The sequence below is a fragment of the Paraburkholderia sp. TE9906 genome (assembly GCF_056279605.1).
Map to the genome: position 1 here is coordinate 561,344 of NZ_JBWCCT010000004.1, position 26,881 is coordinate 588,224.

Below are 26,881 nucleotides of genomic sequence, written 5' to 3' on the forward strand. Positions count from 1 at the left end.
TTTTTGCGCTTGCGCTTATGCCGGAGGCCGCGGCTTTAGGCGTCGAAGGAGTAGCAGGGCGTGGCCGCGCTCAGCCTTTGTGATGCTCGTCGCGATTGCCGCCGCCCGGATGCTGGTCGGCGTGTTGCTGCTGCGGCTGTGGACGCGGCTGCTGCACCTGCGCCGGACGCGGTTCAGGACGCGGCTGTTGAACCTGCTGCGGACGTGGTTCGGGACGCGGCTGTTGAACCTGCTGCGGACGTGGTTCGGGACGCGGCTGTTGAACCTGCTGTGGCCGTGGTTCGGGACGTGGCTGTTGAATCTGCTGCGGACGTGGTTCGGGACGTGGCTGTTGAATCTGCTGCGGCCGTGGTTCAGAGCGTGGCTGCTGAATCTGCGGCGGCCGCGGCTCGGGACGTGCCTGCTGCACCTGCTGCGACCGTGGCTCAGGAGTCGCCTGCTGCACTTGTTGTGGACGCGGCGGTTCGGCCCGGAACGGCTGCATCTGCTGCGGCGGTGATTCGGAACGCGACGCCTGCATCTGCGGCAGCCGAGATTGCGCCCCCGCCTGCGACAGCTGCCCAGGACGATAGTCCTGACGCCCCTGCTGCGCCTGGACCTCCGTGGGCCGCGGCACCTGCGGTTGACCCTGGGTCTGCGTCTGCGGCGAAGGCTGAACTCCCTGCTGACGCCCCTGGAGCTGCATCGCCGAATTCTCCCCAGAACGCGGCACGCCATGCGGTTGCATCCTCGCATTGCCCTGCACGCCGGGCTGCTGCTGCCCGACACCCGACGGCTGTCCGGGATGTCCTTGCGGACCACCGCGCTGCTGCGCCATTGGCGTATGCGGCTGTGTCCATATTGGCTCGTGCCCCGCGTTCACGCCCGGCTGCCGCGCTGGCTGATCCGGCATGCCGCCGCGCTGCTGCGGATAACCTCCCGGATTACCGCCGCCTGCTTGCGGCGGCCGCGGCACGCCCGCCGAGCCGCGGCCCGTTCGCCCGCCTGCTGCGGAGGCCGGTTGTCGGCTACCTGTGGCAGCATCCCCGGACGCGCCTGCGGCTCAGCCCCATGCGGGAGGCCGGCGGCAGCACCGGAACCTCCGCCCGGCCGCTGTCCAACCTGCTGAACACCGGCAGGCGCGTGAGGCACCGGCGCGCCCTGCGCCGCACCAGGCGTGCGCCCCGCGATATGCGACTGCACGACCCGCACGTTGCGCACCGGCATCGCGCCCGTACCGGCGGCCATCTGCGCCGGCACCGAAGTCCTGACGACAGGCGGGCCGCCGCCCGGCACCCGCCCGCCGCCTTGCGCGAAACGCTGCGCGAGGCTGTCGCGATAAGCGGCGGGCAGGGCGGGACTGCGCGTCGCGACCACCGGCCGCGCCGCCACGCCCGCCGGCGGCCGGTAATTCGCATTGCGCTGACCCGGCCCGAAGCTCTCCCGTACCGGTGCGATTCCCGGGGCGCCGGCGTTGATCCGCGGATGGCGCCATTCGCGCGGGTCGACCTTTTGGGCGAAGCGTCCGACCGGCTGGCCGTGCACGAACGCCGTCGCCGGCACCGCAGTCAGGCCGCCGCGCGCGCGATAGTTGACGTACGTGTTGTGGATGTCCACATGGCGGTTGTAGTTGTTGACGATCGTCGTGCGGTTGATGCGGTCGTAGTACCCGGGGCTCCAGTGATCGTGGCCGCGCCAATGCGGATGCCACGGCTCGCCGGGGCCGAGTGGAAACCACGCGACGCCAGCTGCCACGACCCCGCCGATCGCCAGATTCACGCCCCAGTCGGCCACGCCGCCCGTGCCCGCACCCTCGTCGTCGCCGACGAACGCCACCAGCGCCGGCGCGTAGGCAGGCTGCCCGTCGGGCTCGACCGGTCCCGGCACCCATGCCCACGTATCGTCGACCTGGGCCCAGCGGCCGTAGTGATACGGCGCGAAGCCCCACGGCTGGTCGTCGACCCACGTCCAGCCCCACGGTGCCTGCCAGATCCAGTGGCCGTCGTGGTAGGGCGCCCAGCCGGCGGGCGTGGCGCGCGGCACCCACACTTCGCCGTATTGCGGGCTGTCGCGCCAGGTGCCGTTGGCGTCGAGATCCTGATAGCCGGGGATATCGCGCGATACGTAGCGCGCCGACACCGAGCGGTCTTCGGCGGCATCGCGGCTCACGGCCCACTGGTCGAGGCTGTCGAGGCCGGGCACCTGGTCGTCGGCGAGCTGTTGCAGCTGGGTACCGGTGAAGCGGACCTGCCGGCCGGCTGTGACCGGCACCTGGCCGCCGTCGCCGTAGACGGTCGCGCTGCCGCTGCGCACGGTGACGGTGGTGCTGCTGCCGTCGGGCGCGACGTCGACGCGGTAGTCGCCGGGGCCGTTCACGCCGAGCGCAAGGTTCGGCGTGTCGATCTCATACGACGAACCCGGTGGCAGTTCTCGCACGCGGGTCGACAAGGTGCCCTGGGCGACTTTCAGTTGCGCGCTGTTGTCGTCGAGATTGAGTACGTCGAGGCTGGTGGACTGCCCGAGGCGCACCGCGGTCGAGCCGATGTGCAGCTCGGAGCGCGCGTTCTGATCGTTCCAGAGCTGGTCGCCGGTGGTGAGCGGACGGTTGATCTGCGCGTACGACCAGTCGGTGGCGCCGGCGGGCTCCGTGGTCACGGCGCCGGCGGTGTAGTTCAGGCGGGCGATGCGCCCGGGCGGATCGGCGTCCTGGGTGGCGGCGGTGTCCTGCGGCGCAGGCTGGACGTCCTGCGCCCACGAGGCTTGCGAGGCGAACAGGAAAACGGCGGCCGCGATCAGCGTGTAACCCGGAATGCGGCGCCGCGAGCGGCAGCGGGCGGTGGCGGTTCTCATGACTTATCTCCTGCGGACACGGCAAACGGCTCGGTCCGTAAGTGTCCGTAAGTCACTCTACCCGTGGCGTTTGTTTCAAGGCCCCCACTTTTGTAAGGCGACCTCGCGGGCGTGTAACAAAAGGTCTCGCCGCGTGTTCCGACGCGGGTTGGGCGCCGCGATTCGTCGGCGCATTGGCGGACTATCGTCGCGCAAATCAGGCGCTTGCGATCCATTCACGCCGCGAGAAACGCATCGAAATGACGATGCCCCGCCGGCGTGATGCGCAGGATTCTCGGCCGCTCGGTCCGTTCGACCCAACCGTGCGCCGACCACGAGTCGAGCAACGCCGCGCCGAGCGCGCCGCCCAGATGCGGACGCCGCTCGCTCCAGTCGGGGCAGGTGCAGGCAAAGCGGCGCCGGCGGCTTTTCTGTACCGACATGTCGATGCCCCATTCGGCGAAGCGGGCGGCGCCCTCGGCGGTCGCTTCGAGCGTGGTGCCGTGCAGCGTCAGCAGACCGCGCCCGACGAGCCGCTCAAACACCTGCACCGACAACTCGCCCGCCATGTGGTCGTAGCAGGTGCGGGCGTAACGCATGTCGAGCGGCACGGTGCGCACCGGGCGCGGCACGGCCCGCTGGGGCGCGCTGACCTGCGCGACGTTGGCGAGCGCTTCGATCGACGCGGCAATGTCGGGCGACGCGATCCGGAAATAGCGATGCCGGCCGCGCACTTCGAGCGCGAGCAGACCGCCGTCGACGAGGCGCGCGAGATGGGCGCTGGCCGCCGACGGCGAGAGCCCGGCGATCATCGTCAGTTCGCCGGCGGGGCGGGCGCTGCCGTCCATCAGCGCCCACAGCATCGCGGCGCGGCCGGGATCGGCGAGCAGCGCGCCAATGCGGCTCAAGCCTGGGAAATGGTTCTGGTCGTCGGTGAGCGGGGCGGGCATCGGGTGTCTCCAGGGGCGGCGCGCGAGGCGCCATGCAGTCCACTGTAGCGGGCTGCGGGATTCGATGTTTCAGCGTAGCGTGAACGATCGAGTGCGGCAGCTACGAAAACCCGGTGCGCGCTCGTACTCGCAGCTGACGGGCCGGCGTTTCGGCGCCGCGCCGGCCCGCCAGGCTAGAATCGAAGCCTGTCTTTGCAGGAATACGTTGTGATGAAAACTCTTCTTGCCGTCGCGGCGGTGGTACTGCTGTTCGCTGCCTGCGCGCAGGGCGGCGGCGCATCGGGGTCGGGGGCGGGCACCGGCAGCATCAACATGTACGGCACGATCGACGAAGGAATCACCTTCCGCAAATAAGGCGTCCCTTGAGCGCCTGATCAACCCGCTGCGGCCATGCGCGGCGCCGAGCCCCGTGATCCACAAGCTCGCCGAAAGTCCGCAGGTCTTGCGGACGAAAATTCCGCGTCGCCACCGGCCGAACCCGTCACGCGGTCAATATTGCGCTCGTATAATCGCCTCCTTTCAATGCATCCGATTGACCGGAGTCAAGATGAGCACCCCACCCGTAGCGCCGCTGGACCGTTCGGAAACCACTTTCCGCTTTCTCGCCGAGCCGAGCTCGGTCAATTTCGGCGGCAAGGTGCACGGCGGCGCGCTGATGAAGTGGATCGACGAGACCGCGTACGCGTGCTCGGCGGTGTGGTCGGGACGCTATTGCGTGACGGTCAGCGTGGGCAATATCCGCTTTCGCCGGCCGATCCTGGTCGGCAATCTGGTCGAATTGCGCGCCCGGGTCGTGGCGACGGGGCGCACCAGCATGCACATTCACGTCTCGGTGCAAGCGGGCGACCCGAAGGGCGGCGAGCTGCTGCAAACCACCGATTGCCTCGTCGTGATGGTCGCTGTCAACGAGAACGGCCATCCGGTGCCGGTGCCGGCTTTCGTGCCGCAGACCGATGAACAGAAGCGTCTCGCCAAATACGCGATGGACGTGAAGGAAGCGCTCGATGCGATCGTCGAGCTGAAGCCGGAAGAAGTGGCGCAGGGGAAAGTCTGAGCGACGCCCGCGAGGGCGCTGTTCGCGGGCCGCAAGGCCTGCGCAGGCCGTAAGCGGCCGCCACGGACCTTCATGGGCCGCTTGAAACAGGAGGAGGTTGCGCGGCACGCGATTCAACGGCGGCAGGGGATCGACATAGGCCGCGAGGGTCCGCCGTCAACCTTCACGGACCGCCCGAACAGGAGCGTTCGCGCGGCCCACAATTCAACGCGCGGGTTTCTTCGACCCGCAAGCCCGCCGCGCGAGCGGCCGGCTCATCACGCCGCAAGCGCAATCCCGCGCGTTTCACCCCGCCGAATGCCCGACCATATCTTTCGGCCGCACCCATTCGTCGAACTGCTGCTCGGTGACGAAGCCGAGAGCGAGCGCCGATGCCTTCAGCGTGGTGCCTTCCTTGTGCGCCTTCTTCGCGATCTGCGCGGCCTTGTCGTAGCCGATGTGCGGATTGAGCGCCGTCACCAGCATCAACGATTCGTTCAGCAAAGTATCGATGCGCTCGCGATTCGGCTCGATGCCCACCGCGCAGTTGTCGTTGAAACTGTGCGCACCGTCGGCGAGCAGGCGCACCGATTGCAGCACGTTGTGCGCGATCATCGGCCGGAACACGTTCAGTTCGAAGTTGCCGCTCGCACCGCCGATATTCACCGCCACATCGTTGCCGAACACCTGCGAGCACAGCATCGTCAGCGCTTCGGACTGGGTCGGGTTGACCTTGCCCGGCATGATCGAGCTGCCTGGTTCGTTTTCCGGAATCGACAGTTCGCCGAGGCCGCAGCGCGGGCCGCTCGCGAGCCAGCGGATGTCGTTGGCGATCTTGTTCAGGCTCGCCGCGACGGTTTTCAACGCGCCGTGCGCGAACACCAGCGCATCGGCTGCGGCCATCACTTCGAATTTGTTCGGCGCCGACACGAAGGGCAGGCCGGTCAGCTTGCCGATCGCCGCCGCGACCTTGTCCGCGAACTGCGGATGCGCGTTCAGGCCCGTGCCGACCGCCGTGCCACCCTGAGCGAGTTCGTACAGATGCGGCAGCGTCGCTTCGACGTGACGGATGCCATGATCGAGCTGCGCGACGTAGCCCGAAAACTCCTGGCCGAGCGTGAGCGGCGTGGCGTCCTGCAAGTGCGTGCGGCCGATCTTGACGATGTCGGCGAAAGCCTTCGCCTTGCCGTCGAGCGTGTCACGCAGCGTCTTCAGCGCCGGCAGCAGATGCTTGACGATCGCATACGCGGCGGCCACGTGCATCGCGGTCGGAAACACGTCGTTGGACGACTGGCCGCGATTCACGTCGTCGTTCGGATGTACCTTGCGCGCTTCCCCGCGCTCGCCGCCGAGCAGCTCGCTCGCGCGGTTCGCGATCACCTCGTTGAGGTTCATGTTGGTCTGCGTGCCGGAGCCGGTCTGCCAGACCGCGAGCGGAAATTCTTCGGGATGCTTGCCGTCGATGATCTCGTCGGCCGCCTGCATGATCGCCTTGGCCTTGCTTTCGTCGAGCACGCCGAGGCCGTGGTTCACCTCGGCGGCGGCGCGCTTGATGACGGCCAGCGCGGTGATCAGCTCGGGCGACTGCTTCTCGGTCGAAATACGGAAATTCTGCAGCGAGCGCTGGGTTTGCGCGCCCCACAGGCGGGCGTTCGGCACGGCGATCTCGCCGAACGTGTCGCGCTCCATTCGTGCGTCTTCTGTCATGTTTCACTCCGCTTTTCAAAGTTCTGCGTTGACGGGCAATAGGGAGAATAGACCTGTTAGTGCGTTCCGGTATAACCCTGCCTGCGGGTCGAAAATGTAGGTGCGGCGCATGCCGTCGTCGACGTCGGTCCACACGAGCGGCGAGAGCGGCGCGCCGATCGAGCGCAGATAGGCGAGCTGGGCGTCGTCGGCGAGCGTGACGCGATAGCTCTGCTCGGGCGAGGTGGCGTGCTCGAAGATCTGCGCGACCTGGGCGGCGAGCGGCGGACTGTGGATCACCAGCGCCAGTTCAGTGTTCAGATTGGCCGAGCGGGGATCGAGATTCATCGAGCCGATCACCAGAATCTTGTGGTCGATCACATAGGTCTTCGCGTGCAGGCTCGCGCGCGAACGCGAACCGGCGATGCCCGCGCGCGGCGTGTCCTGGCGCGGCTTGAATTCGTACAACTCGACGCCTTGCCGCAGCAGCGGCACGCGGTACGGGCTGTAGCCCGCCTGCACCGCGACCGCGTCGGTCGCGGCGAGCGAGTTGGTCAGCACGGCGATGCGCACGCCGCGCTGCGTCAGCTCGCCGGCCGCCTTGATGCCCGCATCGTGCGGAACGAAGTACGGCGAAATGATCAGGAAGTCCTGGTGCGCGTCGCGCATCAGTTCGCCGAGCCGCTGCATCGGCGGGCTGACGTAGTCCGGCGACGGATGCTCGATCTTCTCCGGCCGATCCGCCTTGAACTCGGCGCGCGCCCACGTCAGGCCGAGTTGCTCGCTCGCGATCTGCGAGGCGAGCGGCGTCGCGTTCAGCGGTTTCGCGTTGTAGGGGTCGGCGTTGGTGCGCCAGTGCTGGCGCAAGTCGTCGCGGGTCTGGTCGAGCTCCTTCGGGTCGAACTTCTGCTTGTTCAGCGCGCGCAGCGGATACGCGATGCTGCTGTTCCAGTAGTCGTCGAAACTGGCGGAGATGTCGGATGTAATCGGGCCGGCGGCGAGCACGTCGAGGTCGCGGAACTGCAGCGTTTCGCTCGCGCTGAAATACTCGTCACCGAGATTGCGGCCGCCGACGATCGCCAGCTGGTTGTCCGCGATCATCGCCTTGTTGTGCATGCGGCGCGTGAAATGGCCGATCTGCGTGAACAGGTTCGCCGCGCGTTCGACCATGCCTTCCTGCGCGCTGCCGAACGGATTGAAGACGCGGATCTCGATGTTCTCGTGCGAATTCAGGCCCGCCATGATGCGGTCGATGTCCTTGAAGTTCAGATCGTCGACCAGCATGCGCACCCGCACGCCGTGATCGGCCGCGTAGAGCGCCGCGCCGAGCAGCAGCTTGCCGGTGGTGTCCTCGTTGGCGATGTAGTACTGCATATCGAGGGTCTTGGTCGCCGCGCGGGCTAGCGCGATGCGCATCTGCAATGCGTCGGTGCCGCTCGACAGCACACGGAAACCCGACTGCTCCGGATGCGCCGCTTCGAGCGGGGCGAGCGCGGTGCGCAGCGGGGTGGTTTCGGTGGCGGGCAGGGCGTGCGTGACCGGTCGGTCGAACGCGGTGGCGGGCGGTTTGGTCGCGCAGGCGCTCAGGAATGCGCTGGCACAGCACAGCAGGACGAAACGTTTCGTTGCCCCCCAAGGGGCCTTTCTCCACGATGCGGCAAATACGCGCTTGCGTTGCAGTGCGCTCTGATTCTGTTCGTGATGCCCCGGCACGCTGTCTTCCCCTTGTTTTCAGGCTTCTCGTGACGGCAGCGCGGATGGCTTGCTCACGCTGTCGAGAAAGGCATTCTAAGGGGAATCGCGGCGGGCGGCTCCGGGGCTGCCGTGTGGGCGTCCTGACGGACTTTTACGGCGAGGTGGATTGCGCGACGGCCATTGCCGGCACGCGCAGAGCATGCCGGCAATGGCCGCAGTCGATTCGCTGCGCTCATGTCGAGCGCTGCCGCCATCGCTTTGAAAACCTGCAATGGCGGCGCGTGGGCCAGGCCGCTTTAGCTGCGCCCGGCGGCGTTCAACGCACGCTCGCCATCGGGATGCGTCGAGCCTTTCGCCGGGCGTCCCGCCCAGTAGCCCGCGAGCAGCGAGCCGGACAGGTTGTGCCACACCGAGAACAGCGCACCGGGCAAGGCCGCGATCGGCGTGAAATACAGCTTGCCGAGCGTCGCGGCGAGGCCCGAGTTCTGCATGCCCACTTCGATTGCGAGCGTGCGGCAGACGGCTTCGTCGAAGCCGAGCAGACGTCCGCCCCAGTAGCCGCCGAGCAGGCCGATGCCGTTATGCAGCACCACGCCCAGCATCACCACGAGACCGACCGACGCGATGCTCTTCTGCGTGCCGCCTACCACCGCGCCGATGATCAGCAGGATCGCGACCATCGAGATCAGCGGCAGGATCGGCTCGATCTTGCGCACGGCCTTGTGGAACAGATGATTGACGATCAGGCCGACCACGATCGGCAGCGCGACGATTTGCAGGATGCTCATCAGCATGCCGTGCACGTCGACGGCGATCGACGCGTCCACATACAGACGCGTAAGCAGCGGCGTGGCGAACACGCCGACGAGCGTCGACAGCGCGCTGATCGTCACCGACAGCGCGACGTCGCCACGCGCCAGATAGATCATCACGTTCGACGCCGTGCCGCTCGCCACGCTGCCCACCAGCACCATGCCGGCGGTCAGATCCGGCGGCATGCGCAGCGCCTTGGCGATCACCCAGGCGGCGAGCGGCATCACGAGGTAGTGCAGCACGATGCCGGCGATCACCGGCGCGGGGCGCGTGAAGACGCGCTGGAAATCGGTGACCGACAGCGTGACGCCCATCGCCAGCATGATGATCGTGAGCAGCGTGGTGACGTGCGGCGAGATGCCGGCGAACGAAGCGGGCGAGAAGTATGCGGCGATCGAAACGAGCACGGCCCAGAGCGGAAATAAGCGGGTGACGCGGGCAAGCATGACGGGTGGTCCTTGGTTATGTTTATTGCGAGAAACGAGGGTCGATCGAGCGGGCCGTCGGGGCGCCGGCGGCGCGCGTTCGGAAGTCTGCCGGGAGAAAGCGGCATGCCGGGCGGGCGAGGGTGAGCCTTGGGGCGGCGCCGGCCTTTGTGGGGCGTGCTGGCGCAATCCCGGCGCGTGGCGCGGGTGCGCGCCGATGCGTCGAGCCGGCTATTTTACCTTTTGCCGCGAGGCGGCCGGCAGCGGCTGGTTGGCGGGGCAATTCGGGTAGGTGGTCAGGGCGACCCGACAGGCGGCGTAACCTGTCCACCCGGCACACGCCGCAAGCTCAGCTTGTGAAAGCGCAGCGTCATCAGCACCGCGACGCTCGCGAGGCCGGCCGCGAGCCCCCACCACAAACCGCGGGCGCCGAGGCCGAAGTGAAACGCCAGCGTATAGCCGGTCGGAAAGCCGATGACCCAGTAACCGAACGCCGCGGCGATCATCGGCACGCGGGTGTCCTTCAGACCGCGCAGACAGCCGGAACCGACCGTCTGCATCCCGTCGACGATCTGGAAGATCGCGGCCACCCCGAGCAGCGAACTCGCCAGTGCGACCGTCGCCGCGTTGGCCGGGTCGTCGAGATGCAGATAGAGACCGACGATCCAGTGCGGCGCCGCGATCAGCACGATCCCTGACAACATCATGAAGCCGACGCCGAGCGCCAGCGCGACGAAGCCCGCATGGCGCGCGGCGAGCGGCTGCCCGGCGCCGTCCCAGAAGCCGACTCTGACGTTGGCCGCCTGGCCGATCGCGAGCGGCACCATGAAGGCCACCGACGCGACGTTCAGCGCGATCTGATGGGCGGCGAGTTGCGACTCGCCGAGCAGACCGACCATCAGGCCGGTGGCGAGAAAGAGCGTCGACTCGACGCCGTAGGTGATCGCCACCGGCCAGCCGATGCCGAACAGCTCGCCCATTAGCGGCACGTTCGGCCGCGTCGCGACGACGAAATGGCGAAAGCGCGGCCGCAGATGCAGCAGCGCCATCAGCACGAGCGCGGTCAGCCAGACCGTGATCGAAGTCGCGGCCGCCGAGCCGAGAAAGCCGAGCCGCGGCAATCCCCAGGCGCCGTGGATCAGCCCGTAGTTCAGAAACGCGTTCACGACGACGCTCGCGATCGACACCCACAAGAGCCGCCGCGCCGCGCCGATCGCCGGCAGGAACGAGCGCATCAGGCCGACGCCGATCAGGCTCGCGGGCGCGCCCCAACGCAGCACCGCCGCATATTCGCCGACGTTGTGCGCGAGCAGCCCCGGCTCGCCGAACGCAAGCAGGATGTGCGACGAGAACGACAACAGGAAGAACGCCGGCACCGACAGCAGCACCGACAGCACGAAACCGGTCCAGTAGATATGCGGCACGCGGGTGTCGTCCTGCGCGCCGCGCGCATGCGACACACTCACGCTGACCGAGGTCAGCACGCCTTGCAGCAGCGTCACGACGACGAAGAACAGGTTCGCGCCGAGCCCGCCGGCGGCGAGCGCATCGGGGCCGAGCGAGCCGAGCAGGATCGTATCGGTGACGCTCATCGCCATCTGCGACAGCTGCGCGATGGCGAGCGGCGCGGCGAGCCGGGCAGTGTCGGCTGCGTGGCGGGAGAAGGTCGGCGGCCGGGTGGCCACCCGGGTGAAGCCGGATTGAGTCATGAAGCGCTTGCGGCGGAAGTGGCGACAGCGTGTCGGCGTACGCGAACCGCGCGTGGTGCTTGCCTCGCGCGCCAGCGGCGGCGCGTGTCAGCGGCAGCCCGGCAAGCGTCGGCGAAGTAATGCGCGGTGTGGGCGTGAGCCACTCGTGTCGGCTGGGGTTTGTCTGTCGAAACTGACAGCTTATTGCCTCGCATCGGCGATGTCGATCAAAGAAGCACGCTTTTGGTGCGCGGGGTACTGCGAATCTCCGGACTGCGGCCGGGGCGCGGGCAGGCGTTCAGTCAGGCCTCGTGGACCGCGATCCGCGTGTCGCCCAGCAGCACGACCTGGCCCGCGCGGATTTTGCAGGTTTTACGCGTCTCGACCCGGCCGTCGACGGTCACGGCGCCGTCGGCGACCATCATTTTCGCCGAGCCGCCGCTGTCCGCGAGGCCCGTTATCTTCAGGAGATTGTGCAGTTCGACGTAGTCGCCGGTAAGCGTGAAATCGAGGTTGGGCATGGCGTTTGCACCTTCAGGCAAAGGGTTCGCATCATAAGGCAGAAGCTTGCTCCAGATGAAATTCACGGTGAGGGCAGGCTCCGCGCAAGCAATTGCAAGCAGTTGTTATGCAATTGTCGGAAAGTGAAACCCTCCGTAACAGAGGTCGTGCATCGTGAATTTCACTCGTAAAGTGCGGCCATGTAGCAAAGCTTGCTGGATTGGCAGGATAGATCCAGTGGAAGAAGACCGGGCGAGTCACGCGGGACATACCTGCCTTGCGCGACGTCGACATGCGCTACACCGCGCCCGCGTCACAACAACTTTAGAGAGGATTTGCCATGACCAAGATTCATTCACTGCTGATCGGTACCGCCCTCACTGCTTTTGCCGCTACCGCCGCGGTAGCGCAGACCGCGCAGCCGGCTGCGGGCATCAGTGGCCAGGCACAGATCCAGACCCAGGGCGCCGATCTCGCACCGGCCGCGCCCGCCGCGCAGGGCGTCCAGCCGGTGACGCCGCCGCCGACCCGTCTGACGGCGTCGGGCTCGACCGATCCGCTGGTGCAAAAGCGTGACGCCAACGCGAAGGCGAACGCGGAATATCGCGCGTCGAAGAAGGCGTCGAAGACCGAACTGAAGGATCAGCAAAAGGCCGCCAAGGCACAATACAAGGAGCAGGTGCGCGACGCGAAGATCAACCAGAAGGCGGACAAGCAGGCCGCCAGCAATGAAATGAAGATGAACATGGAAGGCCAGACCGCCACCCAGGCGGACGGCGCCGACGTCAAGCATTAAGTGTGGAGCGCGGGCGGACGGCCGAGGTTGGCGCGAGGCTGGCTCGAGGTTACCTGTCACGCCGCGCTTTCGCAGCACGTTTTACGGAGGTATCGGATGAAGATCACCCAGTCGACGAAGAATCGAATGTATGCCGCGCTGCTCGCGGGCTGTCTGTCGTCGGTAGCGTTCGCTCAGGCTAGCGATCCGGCCGCCGCACCCGTCACGCACGCGGACAAGAAGGCTGCCAAGGAACAGTCGAAGGCCGACAAGAAGGCGGCTGTCGCGCAAGCCAGGGCCGACAAGACGAAAACGGACGCGCAGGCCGACGCCGACAAGGCCAGCGCCGACGCCAATGTGAAGGATGCGAAGAAGCAGTGAGGCTGAGGCGCGCAAGCGAGGTGCGAGGCACTTCGCGAGCTGCGCCTTGTGTTGCCGCCCTTGCTGGAAGATGGCCCGTTGCGTGATGACACGCACGGGTCATTTTTTTGCGCGTGTCGGGAAACCTGTTTTTCGAGTGCACTGCGAGCGTCGTACACGGCAGCGCCTTCGGTTCAAGCCGCTGCGCGGGTGCTCACCCGCCTGTAAGCACATAACCGCAACGACCGCCGAAAAAAGGGTCGCTTGTCGTCGATGGTTGTATGGATATACAGTGTGCGTCGCCATCCTGAATCCGTTCAACGCCCAAATCCACCGTGCCCTCCGTCGCCGAATCTCCGCCGCCTTTCGACACCGCCGCCTGGCTGGCGAAGCTCAACGATGCGCAACGCGAAGCCGTCGAATACGGCGCCGATACGCCCAGCGCGCCGCCCGGCGCGCTGCTGGTGATAGCGGGCGCCGGTTCCGGCAAGACCAACACGCTCGCGCACCGCGTCGCCAATCTGGTGGTGAAGGGCGCCGATCCTCGCCGCATTCTGCTCCTGACCTTTTCGCGCCGCGCGGCGCTCGAGATGACCCGCCGCGTCACGCGCATCGCCGGCGCGGCGCTCGGCGCCCGGGCCGCGCTCGCGCAAGGGCTCACGTGGTCGGGCACGTTCCATAGCGTCGGCGCGCGGCTGCTGCGTGAGTACGCCGATCTGATCGGGCTCGCGCCGTCCTTCACGATCAACGACCGCGAAGACTCCGCCGACCTGATGAACCTGGTGCGGCACGAGCTCGGGCTGTCCGCGAAGGAGCGGCGCTTTCCCGCGAAGGGCACCTGCTTCGCCATCTATTCGCGCGTCGTGAATACGGGCGCGTCGCTCGGCCATGTGCTGGAGAACGCGTTTCCGTGGTGCCGCGAGTGGGAAGCCGATCTGCGCATGCTGTTCGCCGCCTACGTCGACGCGAAGCAGAAGCAGAGCGTGCTCGATTACGACGATCTGCTGCTCTACTGGTCGCACATGGCCGCCGAGCCTGCCATTGCGGCGGACCTGTCGGCGCGTTTCGATCACGTGCTGGTCGACGAGTATCAGGACACCAACCGCCTGCAGGCGTCGATCCTGCTCGCACTGAAACCGGACGGACGCGGCCTGACCGTGGTCGGCGACGACGCGCAGTCCATCTACTCGTTTCGCGGCGCGACCGTGCGCAACATTCTCGATTTCCCCGCGCAGTTCGATCCGCCCGCGCGCCAGGTCACGCTGGAACGCAACTACCGGTCGACCGCGCCGATCCTCGCCGCGTCAAACGCGGTGATCGAACTGGCCAGCGAGCGCTACACGAAGAACCTGTGGACCGACAAGGCGTCGGCGCAACGCCCGCGTCTCGTCACTGTCGCGGATGAAGCCGACCAGGCGCGCTACATCGTCGAACAGGTGCTGGAGGCGCGCGAGCAGGGCATGAAGCTGAAGTCGCAGGCGGTACTGTTTCGCGCCGCGCATCACAGCGCCGCGCTGGAGATCGAGCTGACCCGGCGCAACATTCCGTTCGTCAAATTCGGCGGGCTGAAATTTCTCGATTCGGTGCATGTGAAGGACGTGCTCGCGGTGCTGCGCTGGGCGGAGAATCCGCGCGACCGCGTCGCCGGGTTTCGCGTCGTGCAGTTGTTGCCCGGCGTCGGGCCGGCCACGGCGGCGAAGGTGCTCGACGAGATCGTCGCGCGCGCGGGCGGCGGCAATCCCGTCGACACCGCCGCTGGTGCGCTGGCCGCGTTCACCGCGCCCGCCCGCGCGCAGGAAGACTGGCACCCGTTCGTCAAGCTGATGTCGAGCGTGTATGGGCGGCAGACGCCGTGGCCCGGCGAATTCGAAATGGTGCGGCGCTGGTACGAGCCGCATCTCGAACGCAATCACGAGGACGCCGCGATCCGTCACGCGGACGTGCTGCAGATGGAAAGCATCGCGGGCACGTACCCGTCGCGCGAGCGCTTTCTGACCGAGCTGACGCTCGATCCGCCCGACGCCACCAGCGACGAATCCGGCGTGCCGCTGATCGACGAGGACTACCTGATCCTGTCGACGATCCATTCGGCGAAGGGGCAGGAGTGGCGCAACGTGTTCGTGCTGAATGGCGTCGACGGCTGCATTCCTTCCGATCTCGGCACCGGCAGCGAGGACGAAATCGACGAGGAGCGGCGCCTGCTCTACGTGGCGATGACGCGTGCGAAAGAGGATCTGCATATTGTCGTGCCGCAGCGCTTTTACGTGCACAACCAGACGCATATGGGCGATCGCCACGTGTGGGCGTCGCGCACGCGCTTCATTCCCGCGCACCTGATGCCGTTGTTCGACGCGTATGCGTGGCCGCGCGTGCCGGTGCCGAGCGCACCGACGGCGGCCGGGCTCGCCGCGGCGGCGCGCGCGAAGATCGAGATCGGGGCGAAGCTCAGGAAGATGTGGGATTGAGCGCCGCAGCGGGCGCTCATGTGCGGTACAACGGGGCGAGTGTCGGGCCGCGCAAACGCAGCCCGGCTAGTGCGCTGTGCCAGCGCACCGCGTGCAAATTCAGCGCGACTGCCGTTGCTGCTGTTGCGGCGCCGGACGCGGCGGCACGAAGAAATTGCGCAGCCATGCCGCGAGACGGGAAAACACGTCATACGGCTCTTCGACGAAAATCTCCGGCTTGAGCAGACGCAGGTATTCCATGATCTGCTGCGCTTCCTGCTTCTGGAACGAGCCGTGCGAAATGCCCAGGCGCAACAATCCGCGCAACTCGCCGAGCTTCTCGCGCGCGGTGCTGCCCACGCTCGTTTCGCATGCCACCTTCGCCTCGTAGACCCGCTGGCGCAACGATTCGACGAGCCGCCATGCGGGCGTCTGCATGACTTCTTCGAGTGCCTGAATGTCCTGCGCCGCGCTCTTGATCTGCGCGGCGAGCGGATCGACCTGCGTCGCGTCGCCTTCCGCTTCCTTGACGATCGCCGCCGCCCATTCGCGACATTGCTTGGCGAGCTCCTCCGGGGTCCATTCCGAACGGGCGGCGAAGCCGAAACCGAACTCGCCCGCCTGCCGCATCAGGATCGCGACGACGTCGGGAAACTCCTTGTCCAACGTGCGTTTGGCCCAGGCGTACTGGCCGCCCTGCAGCATCCGTTGGACCGCGTGTTCGGTCAGCGGCACCATGTTGTCGAGCAGCTTGGCGCGCAAAAAGTCCTCAAACGACGGCGTCGCGAACTGCGGGTCGAGCTTCAGCGAGACCCGCAGAAAAGCGTCGAAATCCTTGCGCAGCGACGCAATGGTCTCGTCTTTGAGCTTGAGGGTGATTTGACCCATGTGTTATCCCGTTTGATCCTGCCGCATGGCATCGTCACGTCGTCCGGCCGCTGGCGGACCCGGATGACGCGACGCCGGCTGCCGACGCGGTTGATTCCAGCGTGTTGCCGCGTAATCAACGGGACGCATCCCGATACGCGGACCTCGACTTGATATCGGCGGATTTGAGAGGAACTTGAGGGCGCGCGAGTCGGGCGCTGTAGAGGGGGGCGTCGTCCGGCTGGGCTGCGCGTGGCGCAAGCCGAGCGACGCTGATGTCGCGACGCCGGGTACCCGGCGCTATCTCAGCACCACGCATTGCCAGACGAAGAACACCGTCAGGCCGACCGCGATGGTCAGCAGCGGCCGCCGCGTCAGCGCACTAACGACGACGGCGGCCAGCGCGCCAACCAGTTGCGGATTGCGCCAGGTCAGTTCGGCATCCGCGCCGTGCGGCGAAACCGCCATCGGCACGATGATCGCCGTCAGCACCGTCACCGGCACGAAGCCGAGCGCGGTGCGCACGAGCGGCGAGAACACCAGCCGGTCGCCGAGGACGAAAACGGCGGCGCGGATCACCCACGTGATGACCGCCATACCGAGGATCAGGACGACGTAGTTCATCGCGAGGCCTCCGCGGTTTCGCGGGTGCCGCGTGCATGACGAGTGCCGTGCGTGCCACGTGTGTTGCTTGGGTTGCTTGGGTTGCGTGTGTTGGATCGCGGCATCGACAACAGGACGCCGACCGCGACGCCCGCGAACACCGCGCCGAGCAGGCCGAGCTTGTACGGCCACGCCTGCCAGAAGAACGCTAGCGTGCCCGCGGTGGCCGCCGCCGCGATGTAGCGCAACGCGACGAGTTGCGGCACGACGATCGCGATGAAGGTCGCGACCATCGCGAAGTCGAGTCCGAGCGATTGCAGGCCCGGGAAGGCCGCGCCGAACAGCAGGCCGGCAATGGTCCAGAGCTGCCAGTTCAGGTACATGGCCAGTCCCGCACCGAAGAAATAGTGCGGGCCGACCGAGCCCGGTTCGCGATGGCGGTAGTGCTCCCAGGCGACCGCGAAGACTTCGTCGGTGAGCAACGCGCCGAGCACGCAGCGCCAGCGCGCCGACAGATGCGCGACGTGCGGCGCGAGTGTCGCGCTGTACAGCACGTGACGCAGATTGACGACGAGCGTGGTCGCCCAGATCACGGCGAAGCTCGCGTGGCCGGCGATCAGCCCGAGTGCGATGAATTGCGCGGAACCCGCGAATACGACGAGCGACATCAACTGTCCGTGCCACAGATGCAGCGGGCCGGATGCGACGAGGGTGCCGAAAATGACACCGAACGGCGCCGCGCCGACCATCATCGGGATGATGTCGCGCGCGCCGGCGGTGAATTCTTTGAAATGGCCTGTGCGAGTGTGCTGGCCGAGGGTGGAATGGGTCAATCTTGCCTCCTTGATTGGGGAAGCATAGTGGGAGTCGAAGGGGGAGTCTTGTACGTTCTTGCGGCGGGGGTGGGGAGTGGCTTGGTTCAGCTGAGCTCAGTCCGGTGAGGTGACGTGAGTGGAAAGGCTGAAGCAGAAGGCACGCAAACGCGCATACCTCGTTCGCAACGCGCCCAGCCGCATCCCACCCAAAGCCGCCTCAAATTCCCTGCCAGCGCCCCGGGGGCACCCCGAACATGCGTCGGAAATGCCGCGTGAAATGACTCTGATCGGTGAAGCCGCTCGCCGCGGCCACATCCGCCACTGACACACCTTCGCGCAACGGCGCGAGCGAGCGCTGCAAGCGCACCTGGTTGCGCCACGCATGAGGCGGCAAGCCGGTCGCCTGCGTGAAAAGGCGCGCCGCGTGAAACGGCGACAAGCCCGCCGCCCGCGCAACGTCGGCGAGCGTAACGGGTTCGATGAGATCGCCGGTCAGACGCTCCTGCATGATCGCGACGCGCTTATCGTCGGTGGGGAGCTGGGACGGCGCCGGTTGTGTCTGCGAATAACGGACCAGCAGCGTGGACAGCGCGTCGAGCATCGCGGCTTCGGCGGCGAGCGCATCGTTGCCCGCTTCCAGCAGACGGTGCGCGCGCGCGAGCCGCAGGGCGAGATCGGCATCGCGGATCACGCCGGGCGCAAAAAACGGCAGCGCCTGCGGCTTGCCGCTGAGTTCGCTCGCGAGATCGTGGATGAAATCCACCGGCGCATACATCACGCGATACCGCCAGCCCGCCTCGACCGCCTTTGAACCCGTATGGAGCTCGCCCGGATTGATGATCGGCACGCCGCCCGCTTCGGCGACGTAATCGGCGCCGCGATACCGATATCCCTCCGCGCCTGCGACGATCACCGGAATCGTGTACGCATCGTGCCAGTGCGGCGTGAACTCGTGATCGTGATATTCGGCTGTGAGCAGGTCCGCGCCGGGCAGAAGCGGCGTGCGCCAGTAGCGGGCGGAGTCCTGGAAGCGATGGGCGGCGATCATGATGAAGGTCCGGCAGGACGGTCAGTGTAGCGCGTCGTGAGCGCTCGCGACACCGGCCTGGCGTTTGCCGGCCGCGTGCGTTCGGCTGGCCGGCGCGAACCGCGCCGTCTGACGAGCAGGGCGGTTGCGGTCGTGTGGGGCCAGGGCATTGCTGCATCGAGGCGTGCGCAGCGTGCCCCGCGCGTGTAGCGCTAGCGTGATGCCTACTTGACGGGGATGGTCGTGCCGGCCGGCATCGGCACGGCGCTCACGCTGTTTTTCGCGCTGCCGCTGACGACCCGGTCGCTGTACGTGAGATACACCAGCGTGTTGCGCTTCGCGTCGACCACGCGCACGACATGCAGCGATTTGAAGATGAGCGACATGCTGACGGAGAACACATCGGCCTGCTGTTTCACCGGTCCCGTGAAATGAAGCGCGCCGACCTGGCGGCAGGCGATCGACGCTTCGGTCGGATCTTCGGCGATGCCGAGCGTACCCTTGACGCCGCCGGTCCGCGCGCGCGACACGTAGCAGGTCACGCCTTGAACGACCGGATCGTCATAGGCCTCGACGACCACGCGGTCGGAACCCGTGATGCGGAAGTTGGTATTGACGCTGGCGACTTCTTCGCTGTGAGCCGAAGGCAGCATCAATACCGCGGCAACGGCGAGCGCGATGCGCAACGAGGTGGGTTTCATGGGTGTGCCGATATGAATATGAGCGAGCGGTTGGGCGCGAGACGCGCGCCGGCAGACTGCCATCGTATAACGGCATGCAGGAAAGAGGGCCGGGGCCGATGAGCGAGATGATCTGCGTTAGCCGCCGCCGTTGTCCGCGAGCAGGCAATACGGAGCCGGCGACAAAACCGCGAGCCTCGAGCGGACCATGATGACGATCCAGCGATCAAATCCAGTGACGCGCGGCGCACGAAAAGAAAAAGGCCCGCACGGATGCGGGCCTTTCAAAATTTTGGCTCCTCGACCTGGGCTCGAACCAGGGACCTACGGATTAACAGTCCGGCGCTCTACCGACTGAGCTATCGAGGAACAGCAGTACAACTCGATCTACATAAAAAAACCCGTCTTGGTTAACGGGCTTTTGAAATTCTTGGCTCCTCGACCTGGGCTCGAACCAGGGACCTACGGATTAACAGTCCGGCGCTCTACCGACTGAGCTATCGAGGAACAGAACAACAACAGCAGAGAAGCGAAATTTTAGAGGCAGCTTTAGCCCCTGTCAATACCCTGCGTTCATCTTGGTTTAATTTCGAATCCGGCGGGGCACGTGACAGGCTGCGGTGCTCAGCGTGCGAGCAGTGCGAGCTTTTCCTTCACATCCTTGAACTCGTCGGCTTCCGGCAGCGGCGCCTTGGTCTTGGTGATGCTCGGCCAGTTCTTCGCGAGATCGGCATTCAGCTCGATGAAGTTCTGCTGATCGCCCGGCACGTCTTCTTCGGCATAAATGGCGTTCACCGGGCATTCGGCCACGCACACGGCGCAGTCGATGCACTCATCGGGGTCGATCGCGAGGAAGTTGGGACCTTCGCGAAAGCAGTCCACCGGGCACACATCGACGCAGTCGGTATAGCGGCACTTGATGCAGCTTTCGGTCACAACGTGAGTCATTCAGGCAGCTCCTGCATGCGGAATCAGGGAAGGCGCAAGCGCCAAAAGCGCTATTGTAACGTAACGTCAAGAGGCATATACAGCGTTGGGCAATGCCTTTTATATGTTTTCGTGATTAGTTTATGGCGCCCGCCAAGGGGGATTTCTTCGGGCCCGTGACGCAAGCGTTCGCCGGCGCGCTGAATTCGGGCGCATTCGGGTAACATGCGTCAAGTCGACGCGCACGGGCGTGTCCCACGCGCATGGCTTGAGTCCGGCCTTTCGTTTTTCCCGCGGTCCAGTTCGCACCATCATGATTATTACTTCGCTGCTCGATACCGATCTGTACAAGTTCACGATGATGCAAGTGGTGTTGCATCATTTTCCCGCCGCGAATGTGGAGTACCGTTTCCGCTGCCGTACGCCGAATGTCGATCTCGTGCCGTACATCGGCGAGATTCGCGACGAAGTGCGCAAGCTCTGCGACCTGCGCTTCACCGACGACGAGCTCGACTACCTGCGGCGCATGCGCTTCATCAAGGGTGACTTCATCGAGTTTCTCGCGCTGTTTCATCTGAACGAGAAATACATTTCGATCGAGCCGTCGCCGAAGGGTAATGGCGAAATCGACATCGAGATCAAAGGGCCGTGGCTGCATACGATCCTGTTCGAGATTCCGATGCTCGCGATCGTCAACGAGGTCTATTTCCGCAACACCCAGCAAAAGCCCGATTACAGCGAAGGGCGCGGCCGTCTGGTCGAGAAGATCCAGTTGCTGGGCGCGCGCCCCGAATTCGCCGACTGCAAGATCGCCGACTACGGCACGCGCCGCCGCTTCTCGAAGCAATGGCACGAGGAAGTGATCCTCACGCTGAAAGACGGTCTCGGCGAGCAGTTCGCCGGCACCAGCAACGTCTTCTATGCGATGAAGCACAGCCTCACGCCGCTCGGCACGATGGCGCATGAATATCTGCAGGCGTGCCAGGCGCTCGGCCCCCGGTTGCGCGACTCGCAAATCTTCGGCTTCGAGATGTGGGCGAAGGAATATCGCGGCGACCTCGGTATTGCGCTGTCCGACGTGTACGGCATGCAGGCCTTCCTGCGCGATTTCGATATGTACTTCTGCAAGCTGTTCGACGGCGCGCGCCACGATTCCGGCGACCCGTTCGACTGGGGCGAGCGCCTGCTCAAGCACTACGAGGCGAACCGCTGCGACCCGCGCACCAAGATCCTCGTGTTCTCCGACGCGCTCGACATTCCGAAGGTGCTGCAACTGTACGAGCGCTTTCGCGGCCGCTGCAAACTGGCGTTCGGCGTCGGCACCAATCTGACCAACGACCTCGGCTACAACCCGTTGCAGATCGTCATCAAGATGGTTCGCTGCAATGGTCAGCCGGTGGCGAAGCTGTCGGACTCGCCGGGCAAGAACATGTGCGAGGACAAGGCTTATCTCGCGTATCTGCGCCAGGTATTCGGCATCGCGCAACCCGAAGAAGAGGCCGCGAAGTAACGCGCTTCGCACCTCGTGCGAGCTCATGCGCCCGTGCATTGGTGACTACTTTGAACGCGCGTGAGCTGGCCGGCAATATGCCGTTCGGCCAGGGTGTTCGCGTGGAGGGTGGCCGGTATAATCCTCGTCACTTCGCACGGCTGCCGACACGAGGACTTCGCACATGGACACATCCATTGCCCGCCGCAACATCCTGGCGCGCATCCGCGCCGCGCAAGGGCGCGAGCCCGAGCCGTCCGCTGCCGAGCGCGAGGCGGCGGCAGATTATGTGACGCGCCATCCGGCCGGCCCGCGTCCGGAGATGCCGGCCGATCTGAGCGCGCGTTTCATCGAAGAAGCGCAGAAGCTGTCGACCACGGTCGACATCGTTCAAACGCTCGCCGACGTGCCAGCCGCGGCGCATCGCTACCTCACCGGGCACGCGTTGCCGTTGCAGGCGATCGCCTGGCAGACCCTGCAAGATCTCAATTGGGCCGAAGCCGGCCTCAGCGTCGAATTCCGCAAGCCGCGCGACGGCGACGTGGTCGGTCTCACCGGCTGCTTTTGCGCGACCGCCGAGACCGGCACGCTGGTACTGCTGTCCGGCCCACAAACCTACGCGTCGGCCGGCTTGCTGCCGGAAACGCACATCGCCATCGTGCCGGCATCGCGCATCGTCGCGGGTCACGAAGACGCGTTCGGCCTGATCCGCAAGGAGCGCGGCGAACTGCCCCGCGCGGTCAATTTCGTTTCCGGTCCATCCCGCACCGGCGACATCGAGCAGACCATCGTGCTGGGCGCGCATGGCCCTTACCGGGTGCATGTGATCGTCGTGCAGGATGCGTGAGCAGGCCGCGCGGCGACGTCTCGCCGCGCACCCGGCCACCCGCAATAAAAAGGATCTCAACGATATGAAAGGACATGCCGTGAGCATGTGGCTTGTCGCCGCGCTGACGCTGGGCGGATGGTCTCAATCGGCGTCTGCTGCGACGCTCGATGGCGCGACCCTGTCGGCGCTGTGGAGCCTGCCGTTCGCGGGCGTGCTGCTGTCGATCGCTATATTTCCGCTGATCGCGCCGGCGTTCTGGCATCACCATTTCGGCAAGATCGCGGCAGCATGGTCGCTCGTGTTCCTCGTACCGTTCGCGCTCACCTTCGGCATGAACGTGGCCTTCGGCAAGCTGATGCACGCGCTGCTCGACGAGTACATTCCGTTCATCGTTCTGCTAACCGCGCTTTATACCGTCGCGGGCGGTATCTGCGTGCGCGGCAATCTGCACGGCACGCCGCGCCTGAACACGGCGATTCTCGCGCTCGGCACCTTGCTGGCGAGCGTGATGGGTACGACCGGCGCGGCCATGCTGTTGATCCGTCCATTGCTGCGCGCCAACGACAATCGCCAGCATGTGGTCCATGTCGTGGTGTTCTTCATTTTTCTCGTGGCGAACGTGGGCGGCTCGCTGTCGCCGTTGGGCGACCCGCCGCTCTTTCTCGGCTTCCTCGAAGGCGTGCGCTTCTTCTGGACCACCCAGCATCTCGCGCTGCCGATGCTGTTCGTCAGCGTCGTGCTGCTGACCGGCTTCTACGCGCTCGACTCGTACTACTTTCATCGGCGTGAAGAGGAGCGCTCGCGCTTTCTCGATCCGACGCCCGAGGGCGCGCCACGCGGCATCGACGGCAAGATCAATTTCTTGCTGCTCGCCGCGGTGATCGCGCTCGTTCTGATGAGCGGTCTGTGGCGGCCGGAGGTCACGTTCGACGTGTTCGGCACGCAGATCGAGCTGCAGAACGCGGTGCGCGACGTTGCGCTGATCGGCGTGACGTTGCTGTCGCTCGCGTTGACGCCGCGCGCGGCGCGCGCGGGCAACGATTTCAACTGGGCGCCGATCGAAGAAGTGGCCAAGCTGTTCGCCGGCATCTTCGTGACGATCGCGCCGGTCATCACGATACTGCGTGCGGGCGAGGCCGGCGCGTTCGCGGGCCTCGTCCATCTGGTCAACGATTCCGCGGGTCAGCCGCGCGACATCATGTACTTCTGGGCGACCGGCCTGCTATCTTCGTTTCTCGACAACGCGCCCACTTATCTCGTGTTCTTCAACCTGGCGGGCGGCGATGCGCAGAAGCTGATGACGAGCGGCGCGACCACGCTCGCCGCGATCTCGGCCGGCGCGGTGTTCATGGGTGCGATCACGTATATCGGCAATGCACCGAACTTCATGGTGAAAGCGATCGCGCAATCGCGCGGCGTTCGCATGCCGAGCTTTTTCGCTTATCTGGGCTGGTCGGGTGGTGTGCTGTTGCCGCTGTTCGCGGTCACCGGCTGGTTGTTTTTCTGATGCTGATTTCGACGCCGAGGCACTCCCGCTCGACGCGCCATACGGAGAATTGCAATGCAGAAGATCCTCGTCGCCCGCTCGATCTTTCCCGATGTGATCGAACGGCTCAAGCAGTATTTCGACGTCGACTGGAACCAGGGCGACGTGTTGCCCGCCGACGAACTGAAACGCCGTCTCGCGGATAAGGACGGCGCGCTGACCGCGGGCGAGCCGATCGATGCCGGCGTTCTGGCGGCGTCGCCGCGTCTGCGCGTGGTGTCGAACATGGCGGTCGGCTACAACAACTTCGACATGGCCGCGTTCAACGCCGCGAACGTGCTCGGCACCAATACGCCGGACGTGCTGAACGAGTCCACCGCCGACTTCGGCTGGGCGCTGATGATGGCCGCCGCGCGCCGCATCGCCGAATCCGAGCACTGGCTGCGCGCGGGCAAATGGCAGAAGTGGAGCTACGACGGTTTTCTCGGCAGCGACCTGTACGGTTCGACGCTCGGTGTGATCGGCATGGGTCGGATCGGGCAGGCGCTCGCGCGGCGCGCGAAGGGCTTCAACATGCAGGTGATCTATCACAACCGCTCGCGCGTGGCGCCGGAGATCGAGGCCGAACTGAACGCTGAATATGCATCGAAGCAGGATCTGCTGCGGCGTGCCGACCATGTCGTGCTGGTCGTGCCGTATTCGAAGGAAAGCCATCACACGGTCGGCGCGGCCGAACTCGCGCTGATGAAACCCACCGCGACGCTCACCAACATTGCGCGCGGCGGCATCGTCGACGACGCGGCGCTGGTCGAGGCACTCCGCTCGAAGCAGATCGCCGCGGCCGGTCTGGACGTGTTCGAAGGCGAGCCGCATCTGAATCCGGATCTGTTGGGCGTGCCGAATATCGTGCTGACGCCGCACATCGCAAGCGCGACCGAGGCCACGCGGCGCGCGATGGCGAATCTCGCCGCCGACAATCTGATCGCCGGGCTGGGCGTTGGGCCGCGTGCAGGCCGGCCGCCGAATCCGGTCAATCCGGACGTGATCGGCAAGGCGCGCTCATGATGATGATTCTGGTGGCGGCCGTCGCGGTGCTGGCGGTCGTCCTGGTCATTGCGCTGGCGTTGCTGATGCGCGCTCATGGCCGCGCCGACGACAGCGAGCAGTTCGAACTGCTCAACGAACGCATCGACGTGGCGACCGGCGCGCAGGCACATGCCTACGAGCGCCTCGAGAGACAATTGCGCAACGACATCACCGAGACCGCACGGGTGTCGCGCACCGAGCAGAGCAGCGGGTTCGCGCATTTTCAACAGACGCTCGCCGCGCAGTTCAGCAGCATGACCACGGTGCAAGGCGGCAAGATCGACGCTTTCGCGCAGCAACTCGACGCCGTGCGCCACAGTCTGCAGGCGCAGGCCCAACAGGCGCGCGACGAGCAGGGCCGCTCGCTCAAGCAGTTCGGCGACACGCTCAGTTTGCAACTGGGACAACTGACCGAGGCGAACGACCGGCGCTTCGCCGAAGTCCGCGCGACCATCGAGCAGCGGCTCAAGGACATCGAGGCGAACAACTCGGCCAAGCTCGAAGAAATGCGCCGCACCGTCGACGAAAAACTGCACGCCACGCTCGAACAGCGGCTGGGCGAATCGTTCAAGCTGGTCTCCGACCGGCTCGAACAGGTGCATCGCGGCCTGGGCGAGATGCAGACGCTGGCGGCCGGCGTCGGCGATCTGAAGAAGGTGCTCACCAACGTCAAGACGCGTGGCACGTGGGGCGAAGTGCAACTGGAGGCGCTGCTCGAACAGCTGCTCACCGCCGACCAATACGCGAAGAACGTCGCGACGGTGCCGAAGAGCGCGGACCGCGTCGAGTTCGCGATCCGGCTGCCGGGACGCACGGAGCAGGGCGGCGCGGCCACGCCCGTCTGGCTGCCGATCGACGCCAAGTTTCCGCGCGAAGACTACGAGCGTCTGATCGAAGCGCAGGAGCGCGCTGATCCGGTCGCCGTGGAAGACGCGTCACGCGCGCTCGAAGCGCGGATTCGCGCGGAGGCGCGCACGATCGCGGAGAAATATGTGTCGCCGCCGCACACCACGGACTTCGCGCTGCTGTTCCTGCCGACCGAAGGCCTGTACGCGGAAGTGCTACGCCGGCCCGGACTGACGGACCTGCTGCAACGCGACTATCGCGTGACGATCGCGGGGCCGACCACGCTGACGGCGCTGCTCAACAGTTTGCAGATGGGCTTCCGCACGCTCGCCATCGAAAGGCGTTCGAGCGAGGTCTGGCAGGTCCTCGGCGCGGTGAAAACGGAGTTCGGCAAATTCGGCGACGTGCTCGCGAAGACCAAAGCGCAGCTGGAGACCGTCACGCGTTCTATCGAGGCGGCGGAAACGCGCACCCGCATGATGAACCGCAAGCTGCGCGACGTCGAGGCATTGCCGGGCGACGAAGCGAGAGGCTTGCTCGGCGACGCGTTGTCTGGTGTCGAGGCTGACGAGCAGTAGGGTGGCGCGGGTTTGGCGCGCCGTGTGGAGCGCGAGCCCGTGAAGCCGGTTCACCCGTGCGCCTCAAACGTCCGCGTCGAATTCCACCAGCCCGTACGTCAGCGCGAAGATGGCGTGCGTGTCCGTGGGCGCGGCGGCGCGGGTTGCCGCAGGCATTACGCCTCTTCGGGCGCGTCGGTCAGGTGAATTTCAATGCCGCCGAAACGCGATGCGACCCAGTTGTACGCGTGGCACGCGATCCACAACAGCACGAAACCGAGGATCGCATTCAGCAGCAACGCGCTGAACACCGTGCTCAATTCAACCGAACCGTACCGGATGAACGCGACCAGCACGCCGAGCAGCACGATCGGCACCGAGAACGTCAGATACACGAGGATGAGTGCTTTGGCCGTCTGTCCAGGTGCAATGAACGAGATCTGTTTTTTCATGTAAGTCAAACCCGTGTGTTTTGGTGGTAATGGGTGAAG

The 26,881-nt window shown here is 65.8% G+C and carries 23 protein-coding genes, 2 tRNA genes and 1 pseudogene; 10 read left to right on the plus strand and 16 right to left on the minus strand.

Features of this window, described 5'->3' with window-relative positions; translation table 11 throughout:
• Positions 1 to 70: 70 nt before the first annotated feature.
• Positions 71 to 2,829, minus strand: a pseudogene (locus tag ACZ9H4_RS13495) (DUF6600 domain-containing protein).
• Between the two features lie 215 nt (positions 2,830 to 3,044).
• Positions 3,045 to 3,758 carry an ArsR/SmtB family transcription factor gene (locus tag ACZ9H4_RS13500; protein ID WP_408147028.1) on the minus strand — a complete coding sequence of 238 codons (714 nt, stop codon included), beginning with the start codon at positions 3,756 to 3,758 and terminating at the stop codon, positions 3,045 to 3,047.
• A 210-nt stretch (positions 3,759 to 3,968) separates the two neighbouring features.
• On the opposite strand from ACZ9H4_RS13500, the gene ACZ9H4_RS13505 reads away from it, so the two are divergent.
• Positions 3,969 to 4,112, plus strand: coding sequence for a hypothetical protein (locus tag ACZ9H4_RS13505; protein WP_408147030.1), 144 nt, complete (start codon positions 3,969 to 3,971; stop codon positions 4,110 to 4,112).
• A gap of 193 nt (positions 4,113 to 4,305) precedes the next feature.
• On the plus strand, positions 4,306 to 4,812 hold the full coding sequence (locus ACZ9H4_RS13510) for an acyl-CoA thioesterase (RefSeq protein WP_042321988.1): 507 nt from the start codon (positions 4,306 to 4,308) through the stop codon (positions 4,810 to 4,812).
• A 285-nt stretch (positions 4,813 to 5,097) separates the two neighbouring features.
• On the opposite strand, the gene fumC is transcribed toward ACZ9H4_RS13510, so the two are convergent.
• From fumC to ACZ9H4_RS13535, 5 genes are all read right to left on the minus strand, one after another.
• Positions 5,098 to 6,498, minus strand: coding sequence for a class II fumarate hydratase (gene fumC / locus ACZ9H4_RS13515; protein ID WP_476119254.1), 1,401 nt, complete (start codon positions 6,496 to 6,498; stop codon positions 5,098 to 5,100).
• A 15-nt stretch (positions 6,499 to 6,513) separates the two neighbouring features.
• Entirely contained in the window at positions 6,514 to 8,190 is a 1,677-nt protein-coding gene (locus ACZ9H4_RS13520) for a phospholipase D family protein (protein WP_476119255.1), read from the minus strand.
• Positions 8,191 to 8,468: 278 nt separating this feature from the next.
• Positions 8,469 to 9,431 (minus strand): ketopantoate/pantoate/pantothenate transporter PanS, encoded by a 963-nt coding sequence (panS, locus tag ACZ9H4_RS13525; protein ID WP_476119256.1) that lies wholly within the window; start codon positions 9,429 to 9,431, stop codon positions 8,469 to 8,471.
• 275 nt (positions 9,432 to 9,706) lie between these two features.
• The gene (locus ACZ9H4_RS13530; protein ID WP_408147038.1) at positions 9,707 to 11,119 is read right to left on the minus strand and encodes an MATE family efflux transporter; all 1,413 of its coding nucleotides are present in this window, start codon (positions 11,117 to 11,119) and stop codon (positions 9,707 to 9,709) included.
• 281 nt (positions 11,120 to 11,400) lie between these two features.
• Positions 11,401 to 11,619 (minus strand): RNA-binding S4 domain-containing protein, encoded by a 219-nt coding sequence (locus ACZ9H4_RS13535; protein WP_011489423.1) that lies wholly within the window; start codon positions 11,617 to 11,619, stop codon positions 11,401 to 11,403.
• A 320-nt stretch (positions 11,620 to 11,939) separates the two neighbouring features.
• Here ACZ9H4_RS13535 and ACZ9H4_RS13540 point away from each other — a divergent pair, with 320 nt between their 5' ends.
• The 3 genes from ACZ9H4_RS13540 (at position 11,940) to ACZ9H4_RS13550 (ending at position 15,199) form a co-directional block, all read left to right on the plus strand.
• On the plus strand, positions 11,940 to 12,395 hold the full coding sequence (locus tag ACZ9H4_RS13540; protein ID WP_408147040.1) for a hypothetical protein: 456 nt from the start codon (positions 11,940 to 11,942) through the stop codon (positions 12,393 to 12,395).
• 96 nt (positions 12,396 to 12,491) lie between these two features.
• Positions 12,492 to 12,755 (plus strand): hypothetical protein, encoded by a 264-nt coding sequence (locus ACZ9H4_RS13545; protein WP_476119257.1) that lies wholly within the window; start codon positions 12,492 to 12,494, stop codon positions 12,753 to 12,755.
• A gap of 314 nt (positions 12,756 to 13,069) precedes the next feature.
• A complete protein-coding gene (locus ACZ9H4_RS13550) occupies positions 13,070 to 15,199 on the plus strand; it encodes an ATP-dependent helicase (protein WP_408147044.1) in 2,130 nt (709 codons plus the stop codon).
• 99 nt (positions 15,200 to 15,298) lie between these two features.
• On the opposite strand, the gene ACZ9H4_RS13555 is transcribed toward ACZ9H4_RS13550, so the two are convergent.
• The 8 genes from ACZ9H4_RS13555 to fdxA form a co-directional block, all read right to left on the minus strand.
• Positions 15,299 to 16,066, minus strand: coding sequence for a DUF4088 family protein (locus ACZ9H4_RS13555; protein ID WP_408147046.1), 768 nt, complete (start codon positions 16,064 to 16,066; stop codon positions 15,299 to 15,301).
• Between the two features lie 279 nt (positions 16,067 to 16,345).
• Positions 16,346 to 16,669 carry an AzlD domain-containing protein gene (locus ACZ9H4_RS13560; protein WP_408147048.1) on the minus strand — a complete coding sequence of 108 codons (324 nt, stop codon included), beginning with the start codon at positions 16,667 to 16,669 and terminating at the stop codon, positions 16,346 to 16,348.
• The gene (locus tag ACZ9H4_RS13565; RefSeq protein ID WP_476119258.1) at positions 16,666 to 17,481 is read right to left on the minus strand and encodes an AzlC family ABC transporter permease; all 816 of its coding nucleotides are present in this window, start codon (positions 17,479 to 17,481) and stop codon (positions 16,666 to 16,668) included. The genes ACZ9H4_RS13560 and ACZ9H4_RS13565 overlap by 4 nt, the downstream gene beginning before the upstream one ends.
• A gap of 199 nt (positions 17,482 to 17,680) precedes the next feature.
• Positions 17,681 to 18,511 (minus strand): AraC family transcriptional regulator, encoded by an 831-nt coding sequence (locus ACZ9H4_RS13570; RefSeq protein WP_476119259.1) that lies wholly within the window; start codon positions 18,509 to 18,511, stop codon positions 17,681 to 17,683.
• A 203-nt stretch (positions 18,512 to 18,714) separates the two neighbouring features.
• A complete protein-coding gene (locus ACZ9H4_RS13575; RefSeq protein WP_408147054.1) occupies positions 18,715 to 19,191 on the minus strand; it encodes a CreA family protein in 477 nt (158 codons plus the stop codon).
• A gap of 272 nt (positions 19,192 to 19,463) precedes the next feature.
• Positions 19,464 to 19,539, minus strand: a tRNA-Asn gene (locus ACZ9H4_RS13580).
• A 62-nt stretch (positions 19,540 to 19,601) separates the two neighbouring features.
• Positions 19,602 to 19,677, minus strand: a tRNA-Asn gene (locus tag ACZ9H4_RS13585).
• Positions 19,678 to 19,794: 117 nt separating this feature from the next.
• Entirely contained in the window at positions 19,795 to 20,118 is a 324-nt protein-coding gene (gene fdxA / locus ACZ9H4_RS13590) for a ferredoxin FdxA (protein WP_020069367.1), read from the minus strand.
• Between the two features lie 292 nt (positions 20,119 to 20,410).
• Here fdxA and pncB point away from each other — a divergent pair, with 292 nt between their 5' ends.
• The 5 genes from pncB to ACZ9H4_RS13615 all read left to right on the plus strand — a co-directional run bounded on the left by pncB (position 20,411) and on the right by ACZ9H4_RS13615 (position 26,411).
• Complete coding sequence (pncB, locus tag ACZ9H4_RS13595; protein ID WP_408147056.1) at positions 20,411 to 21,607, plus strand: nicotinate phosphoribosyltransferase; 1,197 nt, start codon at positions 20,411 to 20,413, stop codon at positions 21,605 to 21,607.
• Positions 21,608 to 21,770: 163 nt separating this feature from the next.
• Entirely contained in the window at positions 21,771 to 22,433 is a 663-nt protein-coding gene (locus ACZ9H4_RS13600; protein WP_476119260.1) for a LutC/YkgG family protein, read from the plus strand.
• A 64-nt stretch (positions 22,434 to 22,497) separates the two neighbouring features.
• Positions 22,498 to 23,922 carry a sodium:proton antiporter gene (locus tag ACZ9H4_RS13605; protein WP_476119261.1) on the plus strand — a complete coding sequence of 475 codons (1,425 nt, stop codon included), beginning with the start codon at positions 22,498 to 22,500 and terminating at the stop codon, positions 23,920 to 23,922.
• 54 nt (positions 23,923 to 23,976) lie between these two features.
• The gene (locus ACZ9H4_RS13610; protein ID WP_476119262.1) at positions 23,977 to 24,966 is read left to right on the plus strand and encodes a 2-hydroxyacid dehydrogenase; all 990 of its coding nucleotides are present in this window, start codon (positions 23,977 to 23,979) and stop codon (positions 24,964 to 24,966) included.
• A complete protein-coding gene (locus ACZ9H4_RS13615) occupies positions 24,963 to 26,411 on the plus strand; it encodes a DNA recombination protein RmuC (protein ID WP_408147064.1) in 1,449 nt (482 codons plus the stop codon). Before ACZ9H4_RS13610 ends, ACZ9H4_RS13615 begins: the two co-directional genes overlap by 4 nt.
• A 155-nt stretch (positions 26,412 to 26,566) precedes the next feature.
• On the opposite strand, the gene ACZ9H4_RS13620 is transcribed toward ACZ9H4_RS13615, so the two are convergent.
• On the minus strand, positions 26,567 to 26,842 hold the full coding sequence (locus tag ACZ9H4_RS13620; protein ID WP_074764961.1) for a hypothetical protein: 276 nt from the start codon (positions 26,840 to 26,842) through the stop codon (positions 26,567 to 26,569).
• Positions 26,843 to 26,881 lie beyond the last annotated feature (39 nt).

Bases quoted from the DNA above. Each gene is read 5' to 3' on its own strand.
- ACZ9H4_RS13500 (WP_408147028.1), bottom strand. From the start codon at position 3,758: ATGCCCGCCCCGCTCACCGACGACCAGAACCATTTCCCAGGCTTGAGC.
- ACZ9H4_RS13505 (WP_408147030.1), top strand. From the start codon at position 3,969: ATGAAAACTCTTCTTGCCGTCGCGGCGGTGGTACTGCTGTTCGCTGCC.
- ACZ9H4_RS13510 (WP_042321988.1), top strand. From the start codon at position 4,306: ATGAGCACCCCACCCGTAGCGCCGCTGGACCGTTCGGAAACCACTTTC.
- fumC (WP_476119254.1), bottom strand. From the start codon at position 6,498: ATGACAGAAGACGCACGAATGGAGCGCGACACGTTCGGCGAGATCGCC.
- panS (WP_476119256.1), bottom strand. From the start codon at position 9,431: ATGCTTGCCCGCGTCACCCGCTTATTTCCGCTCTGGGCCGTGCTCGTT.
- ACZ9H4_RS13530 (WP_408147038.1), bottom strand. From the start codon at position 11,119: ATGACTCAATCCGGCTTCACCCGGGTGGCCACCCGGCCGCCGACCTTC.
- ACZ9H4_RS13535 (WP_011489423.1), bottom strand. From the start codon at position 11,619: ATGCCCAACCTCGATTTCACGCTTACCGGCGACTACGTCGAACTGCAC.
- ACZ9H4_RS13540 (WP_408147040.1), top strand. From the start codon at position 11,940: ATGACCAAGATTCATTCACTGCTGATCGGTACCGCCCTCACTGCTTTT.
- ACZ9H4_RS13545 (WP_476119257.1), top strand. From the start codon at position 12,492: ATGAAGATCACCCAGTCGACGAAGAATCGAATGTATGCCGCGCTGCTC.
- ACZ9H4_RS13555 (WP_408147046.1), bottom strand. From the start codon at position 16,066: ATGGGTCAAATCACCCTCAAGCTCAAAGACGAGACCATTGCGTCGCTG.
- ACZ9H4_RS13560 (WP_408147048.1), bottom strand. From the start codon at position 16,669: ATGAACTACGTCGTCCTGATCCTCGGTATGGCGGTCATCACGTGGGTG.
- ACZ9H4_RS13570 (WP_476119259.1), bottom strand. From the start codon at position 18,511: ATGATCGCCGCCCATCGCTTCCAGGACTCCGCCCGCTACTGGCGCACG.
- ACZ9H4_RS13575 (WP_408147054.1), bottom strand. From the start codon at position 19,191: ATGAAACCCACCTCGTTGCGCATCGCGCTCGCCGTTGCCGCGGTATTG.
- fdxA (WP_020069367.1), bottom strand. From the start codon at position 20,118: ATGACTCACGTTGTGACCGAAAGCTGCATCAAGTGCCGCTATACCGAC.
- pncB (WP_408147056.1), top strand. From the start codon at position 20,411: ATGATTATTACTTCGCTGCTCGATACCGATCTGTACAAGTTCACGATG.
- ACZ9H4_RS13600 (WP_476119260.1), top strand. From the start codon at position 21,771: ATGGACACATCCATTGCCCGCCGCAACATCCTGGCGCGCATCCGCGCC.
- ACZ9H4_RS13605 (WP_476119261.1), top strand. From the start codon at position 22,498: ATGAAAGGACATGCCGTGAGCATGTGGCTTGTCGCCGCGCTGACGCTG.
- ACZ9H4_RS13610 (WP_476119262.1), top strand. From the start codon at position 23,977: ATGCAGAAGATCCTCGTCGCCCGCTCGATCTTTCCCGATGTGATCGAA.
- ACZ9H4_RS13615 (WP_408147064.1), top strand. From the start codon at position 24,963: ATGATGATGATTCTGGTGGCGGCCGTCGCGGTGCTGGCGGTCGTCCTG.
- ACZ9H4_RS13620 (WP_074764961.1), bottom strand. From the start codon at position 26,842: ATGAAAAAACAGATCTCGTTCATTGCACCTGGACAGACGGCCAAAGCA.